The organism is Streptomyces sp. NPDC057287 (genome assembly GCF_042667905.1).
GTDB lineage: Bacteria > Actinomycetota > Actinomycetes > Streptomycetales > Streptomycetaceae > Streptomyces.
Map to the genome: position 1 here is coordinate 511,316 of NZ_JBHUYV010000002.1, position 17,482 is coordinate 528,797.

The window sequence follows — 17,482 nt, forward strand, 5'->3', positions numbered from 1 at the left end:
GGCGCTCCGTGGTGCCTCCGCGGGCACGGGCGCGGCGCTCACCGGCCGGCGAACGGGACGGTGCCCGCCTCGACGCGACGCGGGCCGGCCGGATGCCGCCACAGACCGCGCTTCTCCAGCAACGGCAGCACGCCCTCACCGAACCAGTAGGCCTCCTCCAGATGCGGTACACCGGACAGGACGAACTCGTCGATGCCGAGCCGGTGGTACTCCTCGATGAGGTCCGCGACCTCCGTGTGGCTGCCCACGAGCGCCGTGCCCGCGCCCCCGCGGACGAGCCCGATCCCCGCCCACAGGTTCGGGTGGATCTCCAGGTTTCCGGTGTCGCCGCTGTTGTGCAGCTCGCGCATCCGCCGCTGCCCCTCGGACTCGCTTGTCGCCAGTCCCTGCTGCACCGCTTCGACGCGTTTCGGGTCCATGGCGGCGAGCAGCCGTTCCGCCTCGGCCCAGGCCTGCGCGGAGGTGTCCCGGGTGATGGTGTGCAGGCGGATGCCGAATCGCACGGTACGGCCCTGGGCGGTGGCCAGCGAGCGCACCCAGTCGATCTTCTGCTTCACCTGCTGAGGCGGTTCGCCCCAGGTCAGATACACGTCGGTGTACCGTGCCGCGACCTCACCGGCGGCGGGCGACGATCCGCCGAAGTAGATCTGCGGCGCAGGCTCGGGTAGCCGGCTCAGCGCGGCCGCCTCGACCCGCAGGTGCTCGCCGTGGTGGTCGACCGTCTCACCGGCCCAGAGCCGGCGCACGACGTCCAGGAACTCCCCGGTGCGGGCGTACCGCTGGTCCTTGTCGAGGAAGTCACCGTACGCGCGCTGCTCGGCGGACTCGCCTCCCGTGACGACGTTGAGCAGCAGCCGTCCGTGCGACTGCCGTTGATAGGTCGCGGCCATCTGAGCCGACAGCGTCGGGCTGATCTGACCGGGGCGGAAGGCGACCAGGAACTTCAGCCGCTCGGTGACCTGGGTGAGCATGGCCGTCGTCACCCAGGCGTCCTCGCACCACGCGCCCGTGGGGGTGAGAGCGCCGACGAAGCCGAGCTGCTCCGCCGTGCGGGCTATCTGGCCGAGGTACTCGACGGAGGCCGGACGGTCCCCGCCGGCGGCGCCGGGCGTCGAGCCGTGGCCGCCGCCGACGACGTGCCGGCTGTCACCGGTCGTGGGCAGGAACCAATGGAAGGTCAGGGCAGACATGGGTGCTCCGGAGGTGGGTGCGGAGGACGACGTCCCGGCCACACCCCTCAGGGCATGGCACAGCGGCCCGGCGGCGTACGCACACGTACGCGTCGAGGCACGCGAGGACACGGGAGAACGAGGCCGCGGCGTCGTGCGGCGCCGTGGGAACGCGGATGCGTCGGGAGGGGAGGGTGAAGGGCCCTACGGCCCCGAGGGCCCGACAGGCGTCAGCTGCGACAGGTCGCGCTGGACTGTCGACACAGGTCGACGTGCAGGCGCGCCACGAGGAGGTCGGCAGCAGCGGTCATGTCAGGCATTGTGGGGGAGCGGTGCCGCCCGGCTCAAGTGCTGACCGGCCACTGTTTCAGCAGGTGAGACCGGAGCGGGCTCAGGCGGGTGGTGACACCGGCCCTCCTGGGCGCCCCGTCCCCGTCGGGCTCCGGTCCGCAGGCGCGCGGACGCCGGCCGTGGCTCCCTGCGGAATCCGGGAGCCGCGGCCGACGCGGACCGTGGCTCAGAGGCGGCCGCCCGGGACCACGGTGAACGTGGCCGGGCCGGCCGGCAGGCTCACCGTGTACTGCCTCAGGTAGGTGTCCAGGTACGGTGACCGCTCACCGCCGGTGGCCACGTCGTCGGACGGGTCGTCCAGGGCCAGTTGGAGCCGCGCCCCCTCGACCTGGATCGTCTCGCCGGAAGGCGTGTCGCGCCACGAGCCGGTCCGGACCGACCCGACCTCCACGGCCAGGACGTGCCCGGCACCCAGGGTCCAGTCGGTCGCCTTGAGGTCGACGCTGAGCCTGCCGGTGGTCAGGAGCGAGACCTGCTCGTCGAACATGACGGCGGTGCCGTCCGGAGCGACGTCGTACAACTTGAGCATGACATTGCCCTCACCCTCGGCGCGCAGACTGATCCGCGGGGTGCCCGTGACCCGCACGGCGTTCCTGAGCGCCTTGGACCATACGAAGAAGCTCGACGTGACAGCCCCGGTCTCCTGGAGCCGGCTCAGTTCCTCGGCCGGCCCCTCCGGTGCGGTCCGGTCCGTCGCGGGAGCGTTCTCCATGTCCCACTCGCCGGACCGCTCGGCGGGTTCCCGGGACGCTGTTCCGCCAGCTGTGCCCGGCGCCGCGATGCCGGAGAGCCCGCCGTCGTCCACGTACGAGCCGCCGCCGAGGGGCAGCGTGACCCGGCGCTCGACGACCGGCCAGGTCTTCTGTGCCCGCCAGGCACCGGTGGAGTCCTCGACGGAGTAGGCCGGATAGCGCACCGCGGGCCTGATGCCCTTGAGGTACTGGTCGTAGAAGGAGAGGGTCTCGTCGTACCAGCCCTCACGCCCCATGGCCAGCCGGCCGTCGCTGGTGCGGTCCCCGCCGCGCACGTGGTCCCACTGCCCGGCCCAGCCGCGCTCAGGGCCCTTGTGGTTGTCGAGGTACTCCTGCATCTCCTCGGGCTTGGTGTTGTTCTCGATGAACCCCTGGGTCACGAAGAGCGGGGTGTCGGAGCCCTCGGCCGCCTTCGCCAGGTCGCGGGACACCCAGTGCGCGTCGTCCTGGTCGGCGATCCGGTACCCGGCGGAGTTCTGCGTCAGGCACTCGGGATGGGCCTGCTCGTAGCGCGAGTTGGCCAGGTAGCGCGGGTCGTCGTCCGGCAGCTGACCGAGCGTGGCGATGGAGTTGTAGGCGTTGGCGGTGCCGCTGACGTTCGGACGGGGCACGCCGTTCGAGTAGATGTACTGGTACATGTCCCAGACGGGCTCCTGGGCGACGACGGCCTTGAGCGCCCGCTGGTCCAGGTTGTTGCCGATGAGGCCCGTCACGGCGTCGTAGGACTTGCCGTACAGGCCGACCGAACCCGTGGACCAGGGCTGCTTCGCGGCCCAGTCGACCGCCGCCCTCACGTCCGCCTGTTCCCCCGGACCGCCCCAGTCGAGGCAGCCGGTCGAGCCGCCGAATCCCCGCAGATCCACCATGACGAAGGCGTAGCCCTCGTCGAACAGGTCGGTGCCCTCGATGAAGTCCTGGAAGCGCGGGGAGGGCCCCGTGTGCGTCCAGCCCTCGGAGCCGGTCTGTCCGGAGTGCCCGAAGTACGGGCCGACCGACAGGATGACGGGCACCTCGGCCTTCTTCGGCAGCCCTTCGGGCAGCAGCACGTCGGCGTGCAGTTCGGTGCCGGAGCGGTCCGAGGACGGGAAGTAGTGCTGGGTCCAGCGCGAACCCTCGGGTACGCGGTCGTTCTCCTGGTGGGTGACGGGGACGGCCGCGGCGGCGGCCGGCCCCTGCGCCGAGGTCCGCCCGGAGGCGGCTGCGGGGCCGGCGAGGACGCCGGCCAGTGCGAGGGTGGTGACCAGTGCTGATGCGGCCCATCCGGCCGTGCGACGTGCTCTCACATGCTTCTCCCGGCTCGTGGGTACGGGGTTTCGCAGTGGTGCGGGCCGAGCAGCGGCGCCCCGCCGTGACGGGCGTGACGGTGGTCGCGCGCACGTCCGCGGAGCTGGGTCACAGTCGCGGACGGGAGCCGGAGCCGACGGCGACGAAGTCTATGATCACTCAAGGGATAGGTTCAATACGCATACGTATCACGTGTGTTACCGATGTGACGCAGCGTCCGGGCGACGTCCGGTTGGGGGGACGGGGGAGCCCGGCGCCCGGGCGGCCCGCCCCCACAACCGGCGCGAACTCATCAGGCGGCGTCGGGCCGTTCCACGCCGATCACCTTGCGGTACACACGGGCCCCGTCGCCGTAGTCGTCCACGGCGTAGTGCCAGGTCGCCTGGTTGTCCCACAGCACGAAGTCACCCGGGTTCCAGCCGAAGCGGATGGTGTAGTCCGGCGACGAGGCGTGCCTGAGCAAGTGGTCCAGCAGGATCTTGCCCTCCTCCTTGCTGACGCCGGTGAGCCCGAGGGCGGAGGTGCTGATGAACAGCCCCTTCCTCCCGGTGACGGGGTGCTCCAGTACGACGGGATGCTCGACGGTCTCCGTGACGGAACTCCGCTTCGTGCCCTGGGCGTAGTTCTGCGGGTCGGCGTCGTAGACGGCTCCCACCGATTCGAGCAGCACCTTGAACGGTTCCGAGAGGCCGTCGTACGCCGTCTGCAGATCCGCCCACAGGGTGTGCCCGCCGAGCGCGGGCACCTCCTCGTAGGTGAGCGACTCGATGGCGAAGACCGGGCTGCGCCACAGTCCGCCGATGTGCCAGGTACTCGCCTTGCCGGTCTGCCGTACGTTGTACGGGTAGACCAGCGGATTGCCCGCGTCCTTCGCGGCCGTGGGGTGGTCGAACGGCTCCGCGAAGATGCGTACGGCCGCCACGTGCTGATCGGGCGTCAGGTTCTGGTCGCGGAAGACCAGCACCTTGTGATCCTGGAAGGCCTGGCGCAACTCGTCCGCGGTGGCGTCGTCGACGGCGCGCGTGAGGTCCACCCCGACCACCTCGGCCCCGAATCGGGGGCCGGCGCGCCGTATTTCGTGAGTGGTGACTGTGGTCATGTCCGTCTCTCTCTCAGCTCGTGCCTGTGGTCGTGCGGGACGGCGTCAGGCTCGTCGACAGAGGGACGCGGACGTGTGCGCCAGATCCACGTACAGCCTTCGGTACAGGGAGGGAACGGTCACCCGGCCACGGTAGGCAGGCAGGCCCGGCGCGGGCCAGGGTCCGGCCGTTTCACTCGCGTGAACAATCGGCCGGCGCTCCGCCTACGTCCGCCCGGCGGGCCGGGCCGCGTCGGTGACACGGTCGATCCGGTAGTAGTCCGCGACACACCCTCCGGGCCAGTAGGCGCGACCCCGCCGGCTGAACGGCTCCAGCATCTGGCTGATCACGAGCCGCTCGTAGGGAAGGACCTCCGCGCCGGCGCTCGCACCCTCGCGCAGCCGCCGGTCCTGGGCGTCCCACTTCACGGCTCGTGAGCGCAGCTCCGCGTCGAGATCGAGCAGTCCGACGGCCGGGCCGACGCAGGCCAGGACACAGAGCGCCGCGCACACGGCCCGCAGAGGCCCGGCCGCCGTCCGCGTGCGGCTCCTGGCCGCGAGCCCCAGCAGCGCGCCGGCACCGATCAGCAGGGCCAAGAACAGCAGGAGGTAGTCGTTCCAGAGGCGGGCTGCACTGGGCGCGCTCACCCGGTCCTGGAACACCGGATAGGTGATGACCGTGCAGACGTAGCCGGACACCAGGAACGCGACGACTCCGGCACACGCCGTCCGGGACCAGTGGGCGGGAGGCCGGGGCGGGTTCCCGTCCGGGCGTCGGCACAGCAGGCCCAGGAGCATCCCCACGGCGACCGCCCCGATGTACGGCCAGGTGGTGATCACGGTGAGGACGATCTCCCCGAACCCGCGCAGGGAGGCCGCGAGTGACTCCGGGGCGACCATGGACGCCGTGCCCGCCCCGAACCGCTCCCGCCGGTGGTTCGAGCCGGGGGACGTGACCAGGACGACGGCCCCGGCCCCGACCCCGGTGATCCCCGCCGCGCACCACAGGCGGAGGAAGCTCCGGGACGGCCCCGCGGCGGCACGGAGGCTGAGGAGGAGGACGGTGACCAGCAGCACCGCCACGACGATCGCGGTCTCCTCCGACAGGGTGCCGATGACCAGGCCGGCGAACGCCGCGACGGCGAGGGCCACGCCCCTGCCGCGGCGCGAACGGGCGGTCAGGAACGGGATCAGCGCGGCGCACGCCAGCACGGACGGCATCGTGTGCGAGACCGACGCGGCCGGCCAGTAGAACGTCTTGTACGTGTTGGGCGTGGCGAACAGGAAGAGGGCCGTCGCCATGGCCGAGACCAGCAGCGGCAGCCCGCGCGGCGCTGCGAGCCGGGCACGTCGCAGGGCGAGCACCACCGCGGCTTGGAGCACCACGAGTGTCAGCACACCGCTGACCAGGCCGAACCACTGGTGGCCGGGGACCTGGAAGGTCGCGTAGGCGCCGACCAGCAGCGCGTTGGCGACCCGCCCGTTGTCCTCGAAGTAGAACTGCCCGATGAGGCCCGTGACACCTTCGTCCCGCACCACGGGCAGGAAGCACCAGTCGTCGGCGCCGGGCCTGACCGACCGCCCGAACCACGCGGCCGCGGCGAGCAGGGCGAAGGGCGGGAGGGAGAGAGCCGTCAGCCAGAGCTGGGCCCGCGGGCGTCGCAGCCGCCCATGATCCGGCACGCCCCGCGCTTCAGGAGCGTCCGGACGCCGCCCGGCCTCCGGAGGGCCGGGGACCGCGGACTCCGGTGTGCCGTCGGACATCCGAGCTCACCGGTCCTCTGAGGAGTGGAGGGGGCGCTCGGGGAGCGGAGCGATCACCGGCCGCCCGGGAAGCGGTCCGGCATCCCCGGCCGGCGCGGAGCCGTCACGCCGGCCCGACATGATCGCCCACCGGGCGAGCAGGAAGGAGAACGGGGTGACGAGCACACCGGCCACGAGGGCTGCCAGGTTCTTGTCCATGCCGAGCCCGCCGACGGCCCCGTACAGCAGTGCGCCGGATGCCACGAGATTGACGGCGCTCGACAGGGGATAGCGCACGAAGGCGCGCCATGTCGGCCTCGTCCGGCAGGTGACGTAGGAGTTGAGCAGGAACGAGCACACGATGCTGACCGCGTAGCCGAGTACGTGAGCCACCAGATAGGGGATCCACCGGTTCAGGACGGCGTAGACGCCGAGATAGACAGCCGTGTTCACGCACCCGACCAGGACGAAGCTGCCGAACTGGCGCGCGGTGCGGACCCGGGAGGTGACGTGCTCCCGCAGATCCGCGGTGACCGGAGGAGCGGGGCGGACCGACAGGGCCGGACCGTTCTCGTCGGTCTCCCTCACCACGTAGGGCGGGCGGTGCTTCGCCTCGTGGTAGATGCGGCCCACGTACTCGCCGATGACGCCGAGGGTGACCAGCTGGATCCCGCTGAGCGCCACCACCGCGGTGAGCAGAGTGGCGTAGCCCGGCGTGTCCGCACCGTGCAGCACGACCTTCACCACGGTCCACATCGCGTAGGCCAGAGCCGACAGGAAGACCCAGAAACCGGTGTAGATGGCCAGGCGGAGCGGACGGTTGTTGAAGGACAGCAGCCCGTCGATGCCGTAGTTCAGCAGCCGCCTGCTTCCCCATTTCGACCGGCCCGCCACGCGTTCGCTGTTCCGGTAGCTGAAGCTGACGGTGTCGAAGCCGATCCAGGAGAAGATCCCCTTCGAGAAGCGGTTGCTCTCCGGCAGGGACAGGACGCTCCGGACCGCCCGCCGGGACAGCAGCCGGAAGTCGCCCGTCCCGTCGAGGAGCTCGACGTCCACACAGCGGCGTACGACCGCGTAGTAGGTGTGGCTGAGCGTGCTGCGGACCAGGCCTTCGCCGGAGCGGTCGCGACGCGGGATGACCTGGTCGTATCCGTGGCGGTGCAGCTCGAGCATGCGGGGGATCAGCCCGGGCGGGTGCTGGAGGTCGGCGTCCATGATCACCACGGCGGCCCCGCGCGCCATCCGGAGGCCGGCGAGCATGGCGGCCTCCTTGCCGAAGTTCCGGCTGAACGCCGTGTAGCGGGTCCGCTCGTCCGCGGCGGCGAAGGCGTTGAGCAGCAGGCGCGTGCTGTCGCCGCTGCCGTCGTCCACGTAGCAGATCTCGAAGGTCTCGCCGAGGCCTTCGAGAACGGTGGTCAGGGCCGTGTGGAAAGCTCCGATGCCCTCGGCCTCGTTGAAGCAGGGCACGACGACCGACAGCTGAAGGCCGGTCACGCGACACCTCCGGACGTCCTCGGGTCCGGACCCGGGGGCCCGGACCGCTCCCTCCCACACGTTTCGCACCAGTGGCCCATCCAACGGCGAGGGCCTCCCTCTGCCGCTCCGAACGCGCGGAGCGCCGCCTTCTTTCGCACGAACGGCGCACGCCCCCGCGCGAGGGCCGGACCTTCGCGCGTGACCGGTGTCCTCAGGAGGGAAGCGGGAGCCAGGGGCGGGTCATCGATGGCTCAGCACGTTGACGACCCGGCCGTTGGGGTCACGGACGAAGAACCGGCGGACTCCCCACTCCTCGTCCTGGAGCGGATGCACGATCTCCGCGCCGCTCTCCCGCACGGCCGCGTGGACCGCGTCCACGTCGTCGACCTCGACGCTCATGTCCGGCACGACCGGAGCCGTCCTGTCGTGGGTCATGAGGGTGACCTGCGCGGTGGGATTCGTGGACGAGGCGAGTGTCATGACCCAGCCGAGGTTCATCACCTCCTCGAAGCCGAGGAGTCCGTAGAAGCCCCGGCTCTCCTCCATGGCCTCCGAGCTGATGTCGGGCATGACACGGCGGACGGACATCGGCGACTCCTGACCTGAGTTCGTGTGGGAACCGAACGGTAGCGGTCCGGAGGCGCGCTCCGGCGTACGCGGGGCGGCGGACCCTCGGGCGGCGAGGGCCCGCCACGCCTCAGCGACGGGTGCGGACCAGCAGGTAGACGAAGTACGGCGCACCGATGACGGCCGTCATCAAGCCGGCGCCGAGCTGCGCCGGTGCGATCACCGTGCGCCCTGCCAGATCCGCCAGGCAGACCAGGAGCCCCCCGAGGAGGACGGCGACCGGCACCACCCGCACGTGCCGTCGCCCCACGAGGGCGCGCGCCGCGTGCGGGGCGACCAGTCCGACGAAGGCGATCGTCCCCGCCGCCGCCACCGCGGTGGCGGCGAGCAGGACGGACACCACGAGGAAGCCGAGACGTGCCCGGGGGAGACCGAGGCCGAGGAGCCTCGGAGTGTCCTCGTCGAGCGCGACGAGGTCCAGCTCCCGGCGGCGTGTCACCGCCACGACGATGCCGATGGCGAGCACGACGGCGACCGGCACCGCATCGGGCATGGTCCGCCCGTACGTCGAGCCCGACAGCCAGGTCAGGGCCTTCGTGGTGTCGAACGGGTCGCTGAGCACGATGACCAGGCTGATCAGCGCGGCCGCGGCGGAGGACACCCCGAATCCCAGGAGCACCAGCCTGTTCTGACGGAACCCACCTCGCGCGGCCAGTCCGAAGACGAGCGTTGCGGTGACCGCCGCCCCGCCGAACGCCGCCCCCGCGACCTCCCACGAGCCAGGGGACTGCGCGGTGGTGACCAGGAGGACCGCGCCGAGACCGGCGCCTCCGGAGACCCCCATGATGCCCGGTTCCGCGAGCGGGTTGCGGGTCACCGCCTGCACCAGGGTGCCGGACAGGGCGAGTGCGGCACCGGCGAGGAGCGCGGCCGTCACCCGGGGAACCCGCGTGTCGAGGACGAAGGTGACGATCCGGCCCGCACGGCCCTGGGCCCAGTTCACGACGTCACCGAGCAGCAGCTTCGAGTCGCCGAGGAGGACGGCCGAGAGCAGCACCCCCACCAGGACGACGGCGAGCACGGCCACCGTGACGAGGAACGCCCTCCGCCCCGGGATCCGCAGACGGTCCGGCGCGTCAGCCGAGGCGGTGTCCCGGGTGCGGAGCGCCATCACGACGAGGAACGCTCCACCGACCAGGGTCGTGACGACGCCGGTCGGCACCTCCACGGCGGTGTCGGCGGGCACGACCGCGCGCAGCACGACGTCCGAGAGGAGGACGAGCGCGGCACCCACCAGACCTGCCACGGGCAGGCTCACCCGGGAGCGGACGAGTCCCCGGAACCGACGGGTGAGCGGGCGGACGAGCGCGGGCGCGCAGAGGCCGACGAAGCCGATCGGACCGGCGAGTGTGACCGCCGCCGCGGAGAGCAGCGTGGCCAGCACGACCGTGGTGACCCGGGTCCCGCGGACGGGGACACCCAGCCCCCGGGCGGCGTCGTCGCCCAGGGCCAGTGCGTCGACGCGGCGGGCGACGAGCAGCAGCCCGACCAGGCCGATGACGATGACCGGCGCCATCTGGACGACGCCGTCGAACCCGTTCTGGCCGATGCTCCCCTGGTTCCACCGGTAGAGCCCCTCGGTCTGCTGCGGGAAGAGGAGCAGCAGGGCATCGGTCACCGCGTTCAGCCCCAGAGCGAGGGCGGTTCCCGCGAGAACCAGGCGGACGGTGCCCTTGCCGAGCCCGGACAGCCCGAGCACGACGGCCGCGGCGGCGAGCCCGCCGACGAACGCGGCGCCCGACGAGGCGAGGAGCGGGAGGGTGGTTCCCGTGACGGCGAGCACCCCGAGTGCCAGGTAGGAGCCGGCGTTCACGGCGAGTGTGTCCGGTGCGGCGAGCACGTTCCGGCTGACCGCCTGAAGGGCGGCGCCGGCCATGCCGAGGGCCAGCCCGACGAGGAGGGCGGCGACCATCCTCGGCAGCCGGGACGCGATGACGACGGAGGCGTCCCCGGCCTCGGCGTTGCCGGTGAGGGCGTTCCAGACCTCCGACGCGCCGACATCCGCGGTGCCCTGGGTGATGTCGACGGCGGAGAGGACCACGACCAGCAGCACGAGGGTGGCCGCCACGGCGACCGCGCCCGTCGTGGCCGCGGTGGTGCGGTCACGGCCGACCGCGGTCTTGTCGATGACGGCCACGGCGCGCTACTTCGTCAGCGCGTCGACGAGGGAGTCGATGTACGCCTCCATCGAGCGGGGGCCACCGAACATCCAGACGCCGTCGGGCAGCCGGTGCACGTTGCCGTCCTTCACGAAGGGCAGCGACTTCCACACGGCGTTCTTCGCGAGCGGGCCGGTGAACGTGTCACCGTCGGCGTCGTTGGCGACATAGGTGAACTGGACGTCGCCGAGGCCGGTGAGGCCTTCGACGTCGGTGGTGGCGAGGCCGTAACTGGCGTCGCCCTTCACCTTCCAGGCGTTCTTCAGGCCGAGCTTCTCGTTGACGGCGCCCAGGAGGGACGTGCCGGTGTAAGCCCGGACGGAGACCTGGTTCGACGCCTCGTAACCGTCGGCGGAGGCGATCTCGGCGCCGCCGAGACCGGCCTCCTCGAGGGCCTTCTTGCCGTCGGCAAGACTCGCCTCGAAGTCCTTCTTGAGGGCGTCCGCCTCGGTCTCCTTGCCGGTGGCCTTCGCTATGAGGTCGACGCTCTCCGTCATGGAGCCGATCTGGTCGGCGCCGTCGGCGGCCGTCAGTTCCAGGACGGGCGCGACCTTGCGGAGCTGCTTCACGACGGCCGGGGCGAGGTCGGTGGTGGCGACCACGAGGTCGGGTGCGAGCGCGGCGACGGTGTCGATGCTCGGCTCGCCGCGGGTCCCGATGTCCTTCGGGTCACCGGTGAGCGGGGCCGCGGTGTTCCACGCGGTGTAGCCCTTCACGTCGGCGACGCCCACGGGTGCGACTCCGAGGGAGACCAGGTCCTCGACCACGTTCCACTCGGTGGCGACGACCTTCGTCGCGGGGCCGTCGAGGGTCACCTTCGTGCCCTTGGCGTCGGTGAGCGTGATCTTCCCTGCGGGCTTCTTCGAAGCCGCGGCGTCGTCGGAGGACGGCTCCGTGGTCCCGCAGGCAGCCAGGGAGAGGGCGGCGACGGCGACGGTGGCCGTGGCGAGGAGGTGGCGTCTCATGAGGAGGTGCTGAGCCTTTCGGATCTGGAGTGGTGGCGGCCGATCGCGCGGGTGCGCAGCCTGCCGGTGGAGGGGTCGGTGCCCACGTCGATACGGATGCCGTAGACGTCCGACAGGAGGTCTGGGGTGAACACGTCCTCGGGTGCACCGTCAGCGACGATGCGCCCTGCCCGCAGCAGGGCGACGCGGTCGGCGACGGCCGCGGCCTGGTCGAGGTCGTGGAGGACGACGCCCACGGCGATGCCCTGGTCGTCGGCGAGATCGCGGATCAGGTCGAGGAGTTCGACCTGGTAGCGGAGGTCGAGGTAGGTGGTCGGTTCGTCCAGGAGCAGGACGCCCGTCTCCTGCGCGAGGCAGCTCGCGAGCCATACGCGCTGGAGCTGACCGCCGGAGAGCTGTTCGACGCCCCGGTCGGCGAGGTCCGCGACACCGGTGAGGCCGAGCGCCCGGTCCACCGCGGCGGTGCCGTGCGGATCGGGACGGCCCCAGCGCCCCCGGTAGGGGTAGCGGCCGAAGTCGACCACGTCCCGGACGGTGAGTCCTCCCGGCGTCGAGCGGGACTGGGTCAGCAGCGCGACGCGGCGTGCGAACTCACGGGCGCCGAGAGCGAAGCCGTCCGCGGCCTCGTCGGTTCCCGCGTCGACGGTGAGCGAGCCGGTGCGCGGGCTCTGCAGCCGGGCGAGCGTGCGCAGCAGCGTGGACTTACCGCTGCCGTTGGGGCCCACGAGGGCGGTCACCTCGGCGGGCCGCAGGGTGATGGCTGCTTCGTGGACGACGTCGACGCGGCCGTACGCCACGGTGACCCCCGCGGCGGACAGTCCGTGTCCACGTGTACGCGGCACGGCGGCGGCCATAGGGGTGCCCACAGCACTGGAAGTGATCTCACCAGCTCTCATGGGCGTTAGGTTAGCCTGCCCTTAGGCGTGCTCGCGACGGGCACCCCCACTCGGCGGCGGGTGGGGGGTGCCGTATGCCTCGCCCCGGACTGGCAGGCCGTCCCGGGCGGTACTTCCGTGTGCGGCTGTGGCCGGGACGGCCGTCAGGGGTGAGGGTCAGGGGCGGCTCGTCAGGTAGCCGCCCATGGTGGTGAAGTGCTCCGTCGCCGGCACCTCCCGGCCGTCCTCGGTGCGTACGCGTGTGATGGCCAGGCCGTGGTTGCGCCCGGTGCGGGCGTCGGCGCCTGCGACGATCACCACGCCCTCGCCCTCGCGGTAGAAGACACGGCCGGGCGTCCCGCCGTAACGGCCCTCCGAGACCACCGCGGCGAGGATTTCGATGCGCTTGCCCCGGTGGTAGGTGAAGGCGCTGGGGTACGGCTCGGACTGGGCGCGGATCAGGCGTTCGAGGTCCTCGGCGGGCCAGGTCCAGTCGATGCGGATGTCCTCGGCGGCCCGCTTGTGGAAGAAGGTCGCCCGGGTGCGGTCCTGTCGGGTGAACTCGGTCTCCCCGGCGGCGATGCGGCCGAGTGCCCCGACGGTGACCGGGCCGATCAGGTCGACGGTCTTGTGGAAGAGGTCGGTCGCGGTGTCCTTCGGGCCGACCGGAACAGCCTCCTGGCGGACGATGTCGCCGGCGTCGAGCTCGTCGTTCATCATGTGCGCGGTGACGCCCACTTCGGACTCGCCGTTGATCAGGGCCCAGATCAGGGGCGAGAACCCGGCGTACTTGGGCAGCAGCGAGTCATGGATGTTCAGCGTGCCGTGGCGCGGGAGCCCGAAGATGCGCGGGGGGATCCACGTCCGCCAGTTGTTGGCCACGATGATGTCCGGGGCGGCCTCCTCGAGGCGCGCGAACAGCTCGTCGTCGTCGGGACGGTTCCGGATCAGCACCGGCACACCCCGCGCCTCGGCGAGGTCGGCGACGGAGTCGCTCCAGATCTTCTCGTACGCGTGCTCGCTCCTGGGGTGTGTCACGACCAGCACCACGTCGTGCTCGGAGTCCAGGAGGGCTTGAAGGGTTCGGTGCCCCCAGGTCTGGTACCCGAACATGACGACCCGCATGGGTTCCTCCTTGGAGCAGGGACTGACGAACAGCCAGTAAAGCGAGGCTTACCTTACTGTGCAACAGGGCTTCGCGACAGACGTGTTGGCGGACGCCACCGTTCTGCCGTTCCCGGCTGCGCGCTATCGACAGCTCCGGGAGATGAGCTTAGGCTCACCTAACAACGGGCCGCCTTGCGGTGTGCCCGTTCGTTCCTGCTTCCCCCACGCCATTCCGGCGGCTTCACCGCACGATGGGAGTGACATGTCACAGGTCCTGCCTGGCGACACCGCATCACCGGTCCTCGACCTCATCGGCATCGGCTTCGGGCCGTCCAACGTGGCCATGGCGATCGCGCTCAGCGAGCACAACGCGGAGGCCGGTGCTCAGGAGGCTGTGTCCGCCCACTTCTTCGAGCAGCAGCCGCGCTTCGGCTGGCATCGAGGGATGCTGATCGACGACGCGACCATGCAGGTGTCCTTCCTCAAGGACCTGGTGACGCTGCGGAACCCGACCAGTGAGTTCAGCTTCCTCTGCTATCTGAAGAGCAAGGGCCGCCTGGTCGACTTCATCAACCACAAGAACCTCTTCCCCCTGCGGGTCGAGTTCCACGACTACTTCGAGTGGGCCGCCGCCAAGGTCGGCGACATGGTCTCCTACGGCAACGAGGTCGTCGGTGTCACGCCCGTCGTCCGTGACGGAACCGTGGACCACCTGGACGTGACGGTCCGCTCCGGGGAGGGGCTCGTCGTCCACCGGGCACGCAACGTCGTCATCGGGACAGGGCTGCGCCCGCTGATGCCCGAAGGGGTCGAGCGGGGCGAACGCGTCTGGCACAACTCCGAGCTGCTGGCCAAGGTCGAGGAACTGAAGGGCACTTCACCCTCCCGGTTCGTCGTCGTGGGCGCCGGGCAGAGTGCCGCCGAGAACGTCGCCTACCTGCACCGCCGATTCCCCGAGGCCGAAGTCTGCGCGGTCTTCTCCCGCTACGGGTACAGCCCCGCCGACGACAGCAGCTTCGCCAACCGGATCTTCGACCCCGGAGCGGTCGACGAGTACTTCGCCGCGCCCGGGAGCGTCAAGCGCCGGCTGATGGACTACCACGGCAACACCAACTACTCCGTGGTGGACATCGACCTGATCGACGACCTGTACCGGCAGATGTACCAGGAGAAGGTCCTCGGCACCGAGCGGCTGCGCTTCATCAACGTGTCCCGGCTCGAAGGCGTCGAGGAGAAGCCGGACACGGTCCACGCCACGGTGAAGTCCCTCGTCACGGGGGAGGAGAGCGTTCTGGACGCCGACGTCGTGGTGTTCGCCACCGGCTACAGTCCCGTCGACCCCCTCGGCCTCCTCGGCGAGGCCGCGGACCACTGCCTCCGCGACGAGGAGGGCCGCGTCCAGGTCGAGCGCGACTACCGCATAGCGACCGGTCCCGAACTGCGCTGCGGGCTCTACCTGCAGGGCGGGACGGAGCACACGCACGGCATCACGTCCGCCCTGCTGTCCAACACCGCGATCCGCGTCGGAGAGATCCTGGACTCGCTGCTCGCCCGTGGCGTCAAGGACGCCTCCGACGAGGCCCGGCTGGTCGCCGACAGGGCCGGCGGTGCGGCCGGCTAGCCGACGCGACGGCGCAGCTCCCGGTCCCCGGGCCCGCCACCCGGTGGGAGGGAGGAGCAGTTCCGCGCAGGTGCCCAACTGGCCGCGCGTTCCCCGTAGATCAAAGGGATATCGTACGTCGACATGAGCACGACTGCAGTGGAGCGCTCCGCTCCCCGGGGAACGGAAGAGGCCCGTCGGAGACGGGTGGCGGGTCTGGGCGCGCTGGTGGCGGTCCTCGTGATCGGGGCGGCCGTCTCGCTGGCCGTGGGTGCGCGCGCGCTGAGTCCGGCCGAGGTGTGGCACGGGCTGTTCACCGCGCCGGACGCCGACCGGCGCCTCACCGAGATCAGGCTCATCGTGCAGACGGTGCGGGTGCCCCGGACGGTGCTCGCGGTCGTGGCGGGCGTGGCCCTGGGGGTCGGCGGTGCGCTGATCCAGGGGTACACGCGGAACCCCATCGCCGACACGGGGCTGCTGGGCGTGAATTCCGGTGCCTCGTTCGCCGTGGTGACCGCCGTCGCGCTGTTCGGGTTCGCGGACCCGTACCAGTACGTCTGGTTCGCCTTCCTGGGGGCGGGGACCGCCGGTGTCGTGGTGTTCGGGCTGTCGAGCGTGGGCCGGGGGGCCGGGAACCCCCTGACCCTCGCGCTGGCCGGCCAGGGAGTCACGGTGTTCCTCGCGGCGATGACCACGGCGGTCGCGCTCTCCGACCTGAAGTCGCTGAACGTGCTGCGGTTCTGGAATGCGGGATCCGTCGCGGGTGTCGGCTTCGACGTCATCGGGCCGGTGTCCGTGTTCATCCTGGTGGGGCTGGTGCTGGCGCTGACGACCCTGCCCTCCCTCAACCTGCTCAACCTGGGCGACGACGTGGCGCGGGGGCTGGGCGTGAACATCGCGCTGAGCCGGACCGTCGGGATCGTCGCCATCACCCTGCTGGCGGGAGCGGCGACGGCGGCGTGCGGCCCCATCGCGTTCCTCGGGCTCATGGTGGCCCACGTCGCCCGGTACATGACCGGGCCGGACTACCGCTGGCTCGTGCCGTACGCGGGCCTCCTCGGAGCGGTCGTCCTTCTGGTCTGCGACATCGTGGGCCGCTTTGTGGTGCGGCCGGGCGAACTGGACGCGGGGGTCGTCGTCTCCCTTCTCGGCGCCCCGTTCTTCGCGGTCCTGGTGTGGCGAGGAAAGTTCAGGAGCGCATGAACGCGACAGATGTGAAGCGACCGGTGGTCCCCGGCGTGCGGCTCGGGCAGATGTCCTTCGTCTGGCGGCCCTGGATGGTCTGCGTCACCCTGCTGCTGGCGGCGGCCACCTTCCTGGTGTTCTGCCTGTCCATCTCGATCGGGGACTTCCCGCTCGGGCTGGACCGGGTGATCGCCACGATCCTGGGGCGCGGCGAGCAGGTCGACGAGTTCGTGGTCATGGACCTGCGTATGCCGCGCGCCCTGGCCGGTCTCCTGGTGGGCATCGCCCTGGGGGTGTCCGGGGCCGTCACCCAGTCCGTCGCGCGCAATCCGCTGGCCAGCCCGGACATCCTGGGGATCACCGGGGGAGCCGGCGCCGTCGCGGTGTTCCTGGTGACGGTGTCGGGCGGGACCGCCGCCGCGGTCGTCGGCTCCGTGGGCCTCTCGGCCGCGGCGCTGGCGGGCGGGCTCGGTACGGGTCTGCTGGTGTACTTCCTGGCGTGGCGGCGCGGGATCGACGGTTTCCGGCTCATCCTCATCGGGATCTCGGTGACCGCGGTGATGCAGGCGATCACCACCTGGCTCCTGGCCACGGCCGACATCAGGGACGTGGCAAGGGCCCAGGCATGGCTGGTCGGTTCGCTTGACAACCGCTCGTGGGACGAGGTCCGGGTGGTGTTCTGGTGCACGCTCGTCCTCGTGCTGGTCCTGACGGGTGCCGCGTTCCAGTTCAAGCCGATGCACCTCGGTGACGAGGTGGCCGCGGGGCTGGGCGTCCGCTTCTCGAGGGTGCGGGCGGTCCTCCTGCTGTGTGCGGTGCTGCTGGCGGCCGCCGCGGTGAGCGCGGCCGGCCCGGTCCCGTTCGTGGCCCTGGTGGCGCCCCAGGTGGCCGTGCGCCTCGCCCGCTGCCCCACTCCGCCCCTGGCGGCCTCCGGGCTGGTGGGCGCGCTGCTGCTGATCGGATCGGACCTGGTCGCGCGCTCTGCGCTGCCGGTCACCCTCCCGGTCGGCGTGGTCACCGCGGCGATCGGCGGGCCCTTCCTTGTATACCTGCTGGTGCGGGCGAACCTCAGATAGATGACCGAAGAGACCGTACGAACCTGGCAACCGGG

General features: G+C 71.3%; 14 protein-coding genes. 3 read left to right on the forward strand and 11 right to left on the reverse strand.

What is annotated here, in order from left to right:
- Positions 1-38: 38 nt before the first annotated feature.
- The 11 genes from ACFUNE_RS05625 to ACFUNE_RS05675 all read right to left on the reverse strand — a co-directional run bounded on the left by ACFUNE_RS05625 (position 39) and on the right by ACFUNE_RS05675 (position 13,604).
- The gene (locus ACFUNE_RS05625) at positions 39-1,190 is read right to left on the reverse strand and encodes an LLM class flavin-dependent oxidoreductase (RefSeq protein WP_383562523.1); all 1,152 of its coding nucleotides are present in this window, start codon (positions 1,188-1,190) and stop codon (positions 39-41) included.
- Positions 1,191-1,399: 209 nt separating this feature from the next.
- Entirely contained in the window at positions 1,400-1,489 is a 90-nt protein-coding gene (locus tag ACFUNE_RS05630; protein WP_383562524.1) for a putative leader peptide, read from the reverse strand.
- Between the two features lie 197 nt (positions 1,490-1,686).
- Positions 1,687-3,555 carry a CocE/NonD family hydrolase gene (locus tag ACFUNE_RS05635; protein ID WP_383562526.1) on the reverse strand — a complete coding sequence of 623 codons (1,869 nt, stop codon included), beginning with the start codon at positions 3,553-3,555 and terminating at the stop codon, positions 1,687-1,689.
- Positions 3,556-3,848: 293 nt separating this feature from the next.
- On the reverse strand, positions 3,849-4,655 hold the full coding sequence (locus ACFUNE_RS05640; RefSeq protein WP_383562528.1) for a TauD/TfdA dioxygenase family protein: 807 nt from the start codon (positions 4,653-4,655) through the stop codon (positions 3,849-3,851).
- Between the two features lie 204 nt (positions 4,656-4,859).
- Positions 4,860-6,398 (reverse strand): DUF6056 family protein, encoded by a 1,539-nt coding sequence (locus tag ACFUNE_RS05645; RefSeq protein ID WP_383562530.1) that lies wholly within the window; start codon positions 6,396-6,398, stop codon positions 4,860-4,862.
- A 6-nt stretch (positions 6,399-6,404) separates the two neighbouring features.
- Positions 6,405-7,871 carry a glycosyltransferase gene (locus ACFUNE_RS05650; RefSeq protein WP_383562532.1) on the reverse strand — a complete coding sequence of 489 codons (1,467 nt, stop codon included), beginning with the start codon at positions 7,869-7,871 and terminating at the stop codon, positions 6,405-6,407.
- A 222-nt stretch (positions 7,872-8,093) separates the two neighbouring features.
- Positions 8,094-8,441, reverse strand: coding sequence for a VOC family protein (locus ACFUNE_RS05655; protein ID WP_383562534.1), 348 nt, complete (start codon positions 8,439-8,441; stop codon positions 8,094-8,096).
- 109 nt (positions 8,442-8,550) lie between these two features.
- A complete protein-coding gene (locus tag ACFUNE_RS05660) occupies positions 8,551-10,617 on the reverse strand; it encodes an iron ABC transporter permease (protein WP_383562536.1) in 2,067 nt (688 codons plus the stop codon).
- A gap of 6 nt (positions 10,618-10,623) precedes the next feature.
- Positions 10,624-11,604, reverse strand: coding sequence for an ABC transporter substrate-binding protein (locus tag ACFUNE_RS05665; RefSeq protein ID WP_383562538.1), 981 nt, complete (start codon positions 11,602-11,604; stop codon positions 10,624-10,626).
- Positions 11,601-12,500 carry an ABC transporter ATP-binding protein gene (locus ACFUNE_RS05670; protein WP_383562540.1) on the reverse strand — a complete coding sequence of 300 codons (900 nt, stop codon included), beginning with the start codon at positions 12,498-12,500 and terminating at the stop codon, positions 11,601-11,603. Before ACFUNE_RS05670 ends, ACFUNE_RS05665 begins: the two co-directional genes overlap by 4 nt.
- A gap of 156 nt (positions 12,501-12,656) precedes the next feature.
- Positions 12,657-13,604: a methionyl-tRNA formyltransferase gene (locus ACFUNE_RS05675; RefSeq protein WP_383562543.1), complete on the reverse strand. Its 948-nt coding sequence runs from the start codon at positions 13,602-13,604 to the stop codon at positions 12,657-12,659.
- A gap of 244 nt (positions 13,605-13,848) precedes the next feature.
- On the opposite strand from ACFUNE_RS05675, the gene ACFUNE_RS05680 reads away from it, so the two are divergent.
- The 3 genes from ACFUNE_RS05680 to ACFUNE_RS05690 all read left to right on the forward strand — a co-directional run bounded on the left by ACFUNE_RS05680 (position 13,849) and on the right by ACFUNE_RS05690 (position 17,447).
- A complete protein-coding gene (locus ACFUNE_RS05680; RefSeq protein WP_383562546.1) occupies positions 13,849-15,207 on the forward strand; it encodes a lysine N(6)-hydroxylase/L-ornithine N(5)-oxygenase family protein in 1,359 nt (452 codons plus the stop codon).
- 123 nt (positions 15,208-15,330) lie between these two features.
- Positions 15,331-16,389: a FecCD family ABC transporter permease gene (locus tag ACFUNE_RS05685; protein WP_383562549.1), complete on the forward strand. Its 1,059-nt coding sequence runs from the start codon at positions 15,331-15,333 to the stop codon at positions 16,387-16,389.
- Positions 16,386-17,447: a FecCD family ABC transporter permease gene (locus ACFUNE_RS05690; RefSeq protein ID WP_383562552.1), complete on the forward strand. Its 1,062-nt coding sequence runs from the start codon at positions 16,386-16,388 to the stop codon at positions 17,445-17,447. Before ACFUNE_RS05685 ends, ACFUNE_RS05690 begins: the two co-directional genes overlap by 4 nt.
- The last annotated feature ends 35 nt before the right edge of the window (positions 17,448-17,482 follow it).

What these genes read in the sequence shown, in the direction of transcription:
- ACFUNE_RS05625 (WP_383562523.1), bottom strand. Translation starts at nt 1,190, where the DNA reads ATGTCTGCCCTGACCTTCCATTGGTTCCTGCCCACGACCGGTGACAGC.
- ACFUNE_RS05630 (WP_383562524.1), bottom strand. Translation starts at nt 1,489, where the DNA reads ATGCCTGACATGACCGCTGCTGCCGACCTCCTCGTGGCGCGCCTGCAC.
- ACFUNE_RS05640 (WP_383562528.1), bottom strand. Translation starts at nt 4,655, where the DNA reads ATGACCACAGTCACCACTCACGAAATACGGCGCGCCGGCCCCCGATTC.
- ACFUNE_RS05645 (WP_383562530.1), bottom strand. Translation starts at nt 6,398, where the DNA reads ATGTCCGACGGCACACCGGAGTCCGCGGTCCCCGGCCCTCCGGAGGCC.
- ACFUNE_RS05655 (WP_383562534.1), bottom strand. Translation starts at nt 8,441, where the DNA reads ATGTCCGTCCGCCGTGTCATGCCCGACATCAGCTCGGAGGCCATGGAG.
- ACFUNE_RS05665 (WP_383562538.1), bottom strand. Translation starts at nt 11,604, where the DNA reads ATGAGACGCCACCTCCTCGCCACGGCCACCGTCGCCGTCGCCGCCCTC.
- ACFUNE_RS05670 (WP_383562540.1), bottom strand. Translation starts at nt 12,500, where the DNA reads ATGAGAGCTGGTGAGATCACTTCCAGTGCTGTGGGCACCCCTATGGCC.
- ACFUNE_RS05675 (WP_383562543.1), bottom strand. Translation starts at nt 13,604, where the DNA reads ATGCGGGTCGTCATGTTCGGGTACCAGACCTGGGGGCACCGAACCCTT.
- ACFUNE_RS05680 (WP_383562546.1), top strand. Translation starts at nt 13,849, where the DNA reads ATGTCACAGGTCCTGCCTGGCGACACCGCATCACCGGTCCTCGACCTC.
- ACFUNE_RS05685 (WP_383562549.1), top strand. Translation starts at nt 15,331, where the DNA reads ATGAGCACGACTGCAGTGGAGCGCTCCGCTCCCCGGGGAACGGAAGAG.
- ACFUNE_RS05690 (WP_383562552.1), top strand. Translation starts at nt 16,386, where the DNA reads ATGAACGCGACAGATGTGAAGCGACCGGTGGTCCCCGGCGTGCGGCTC.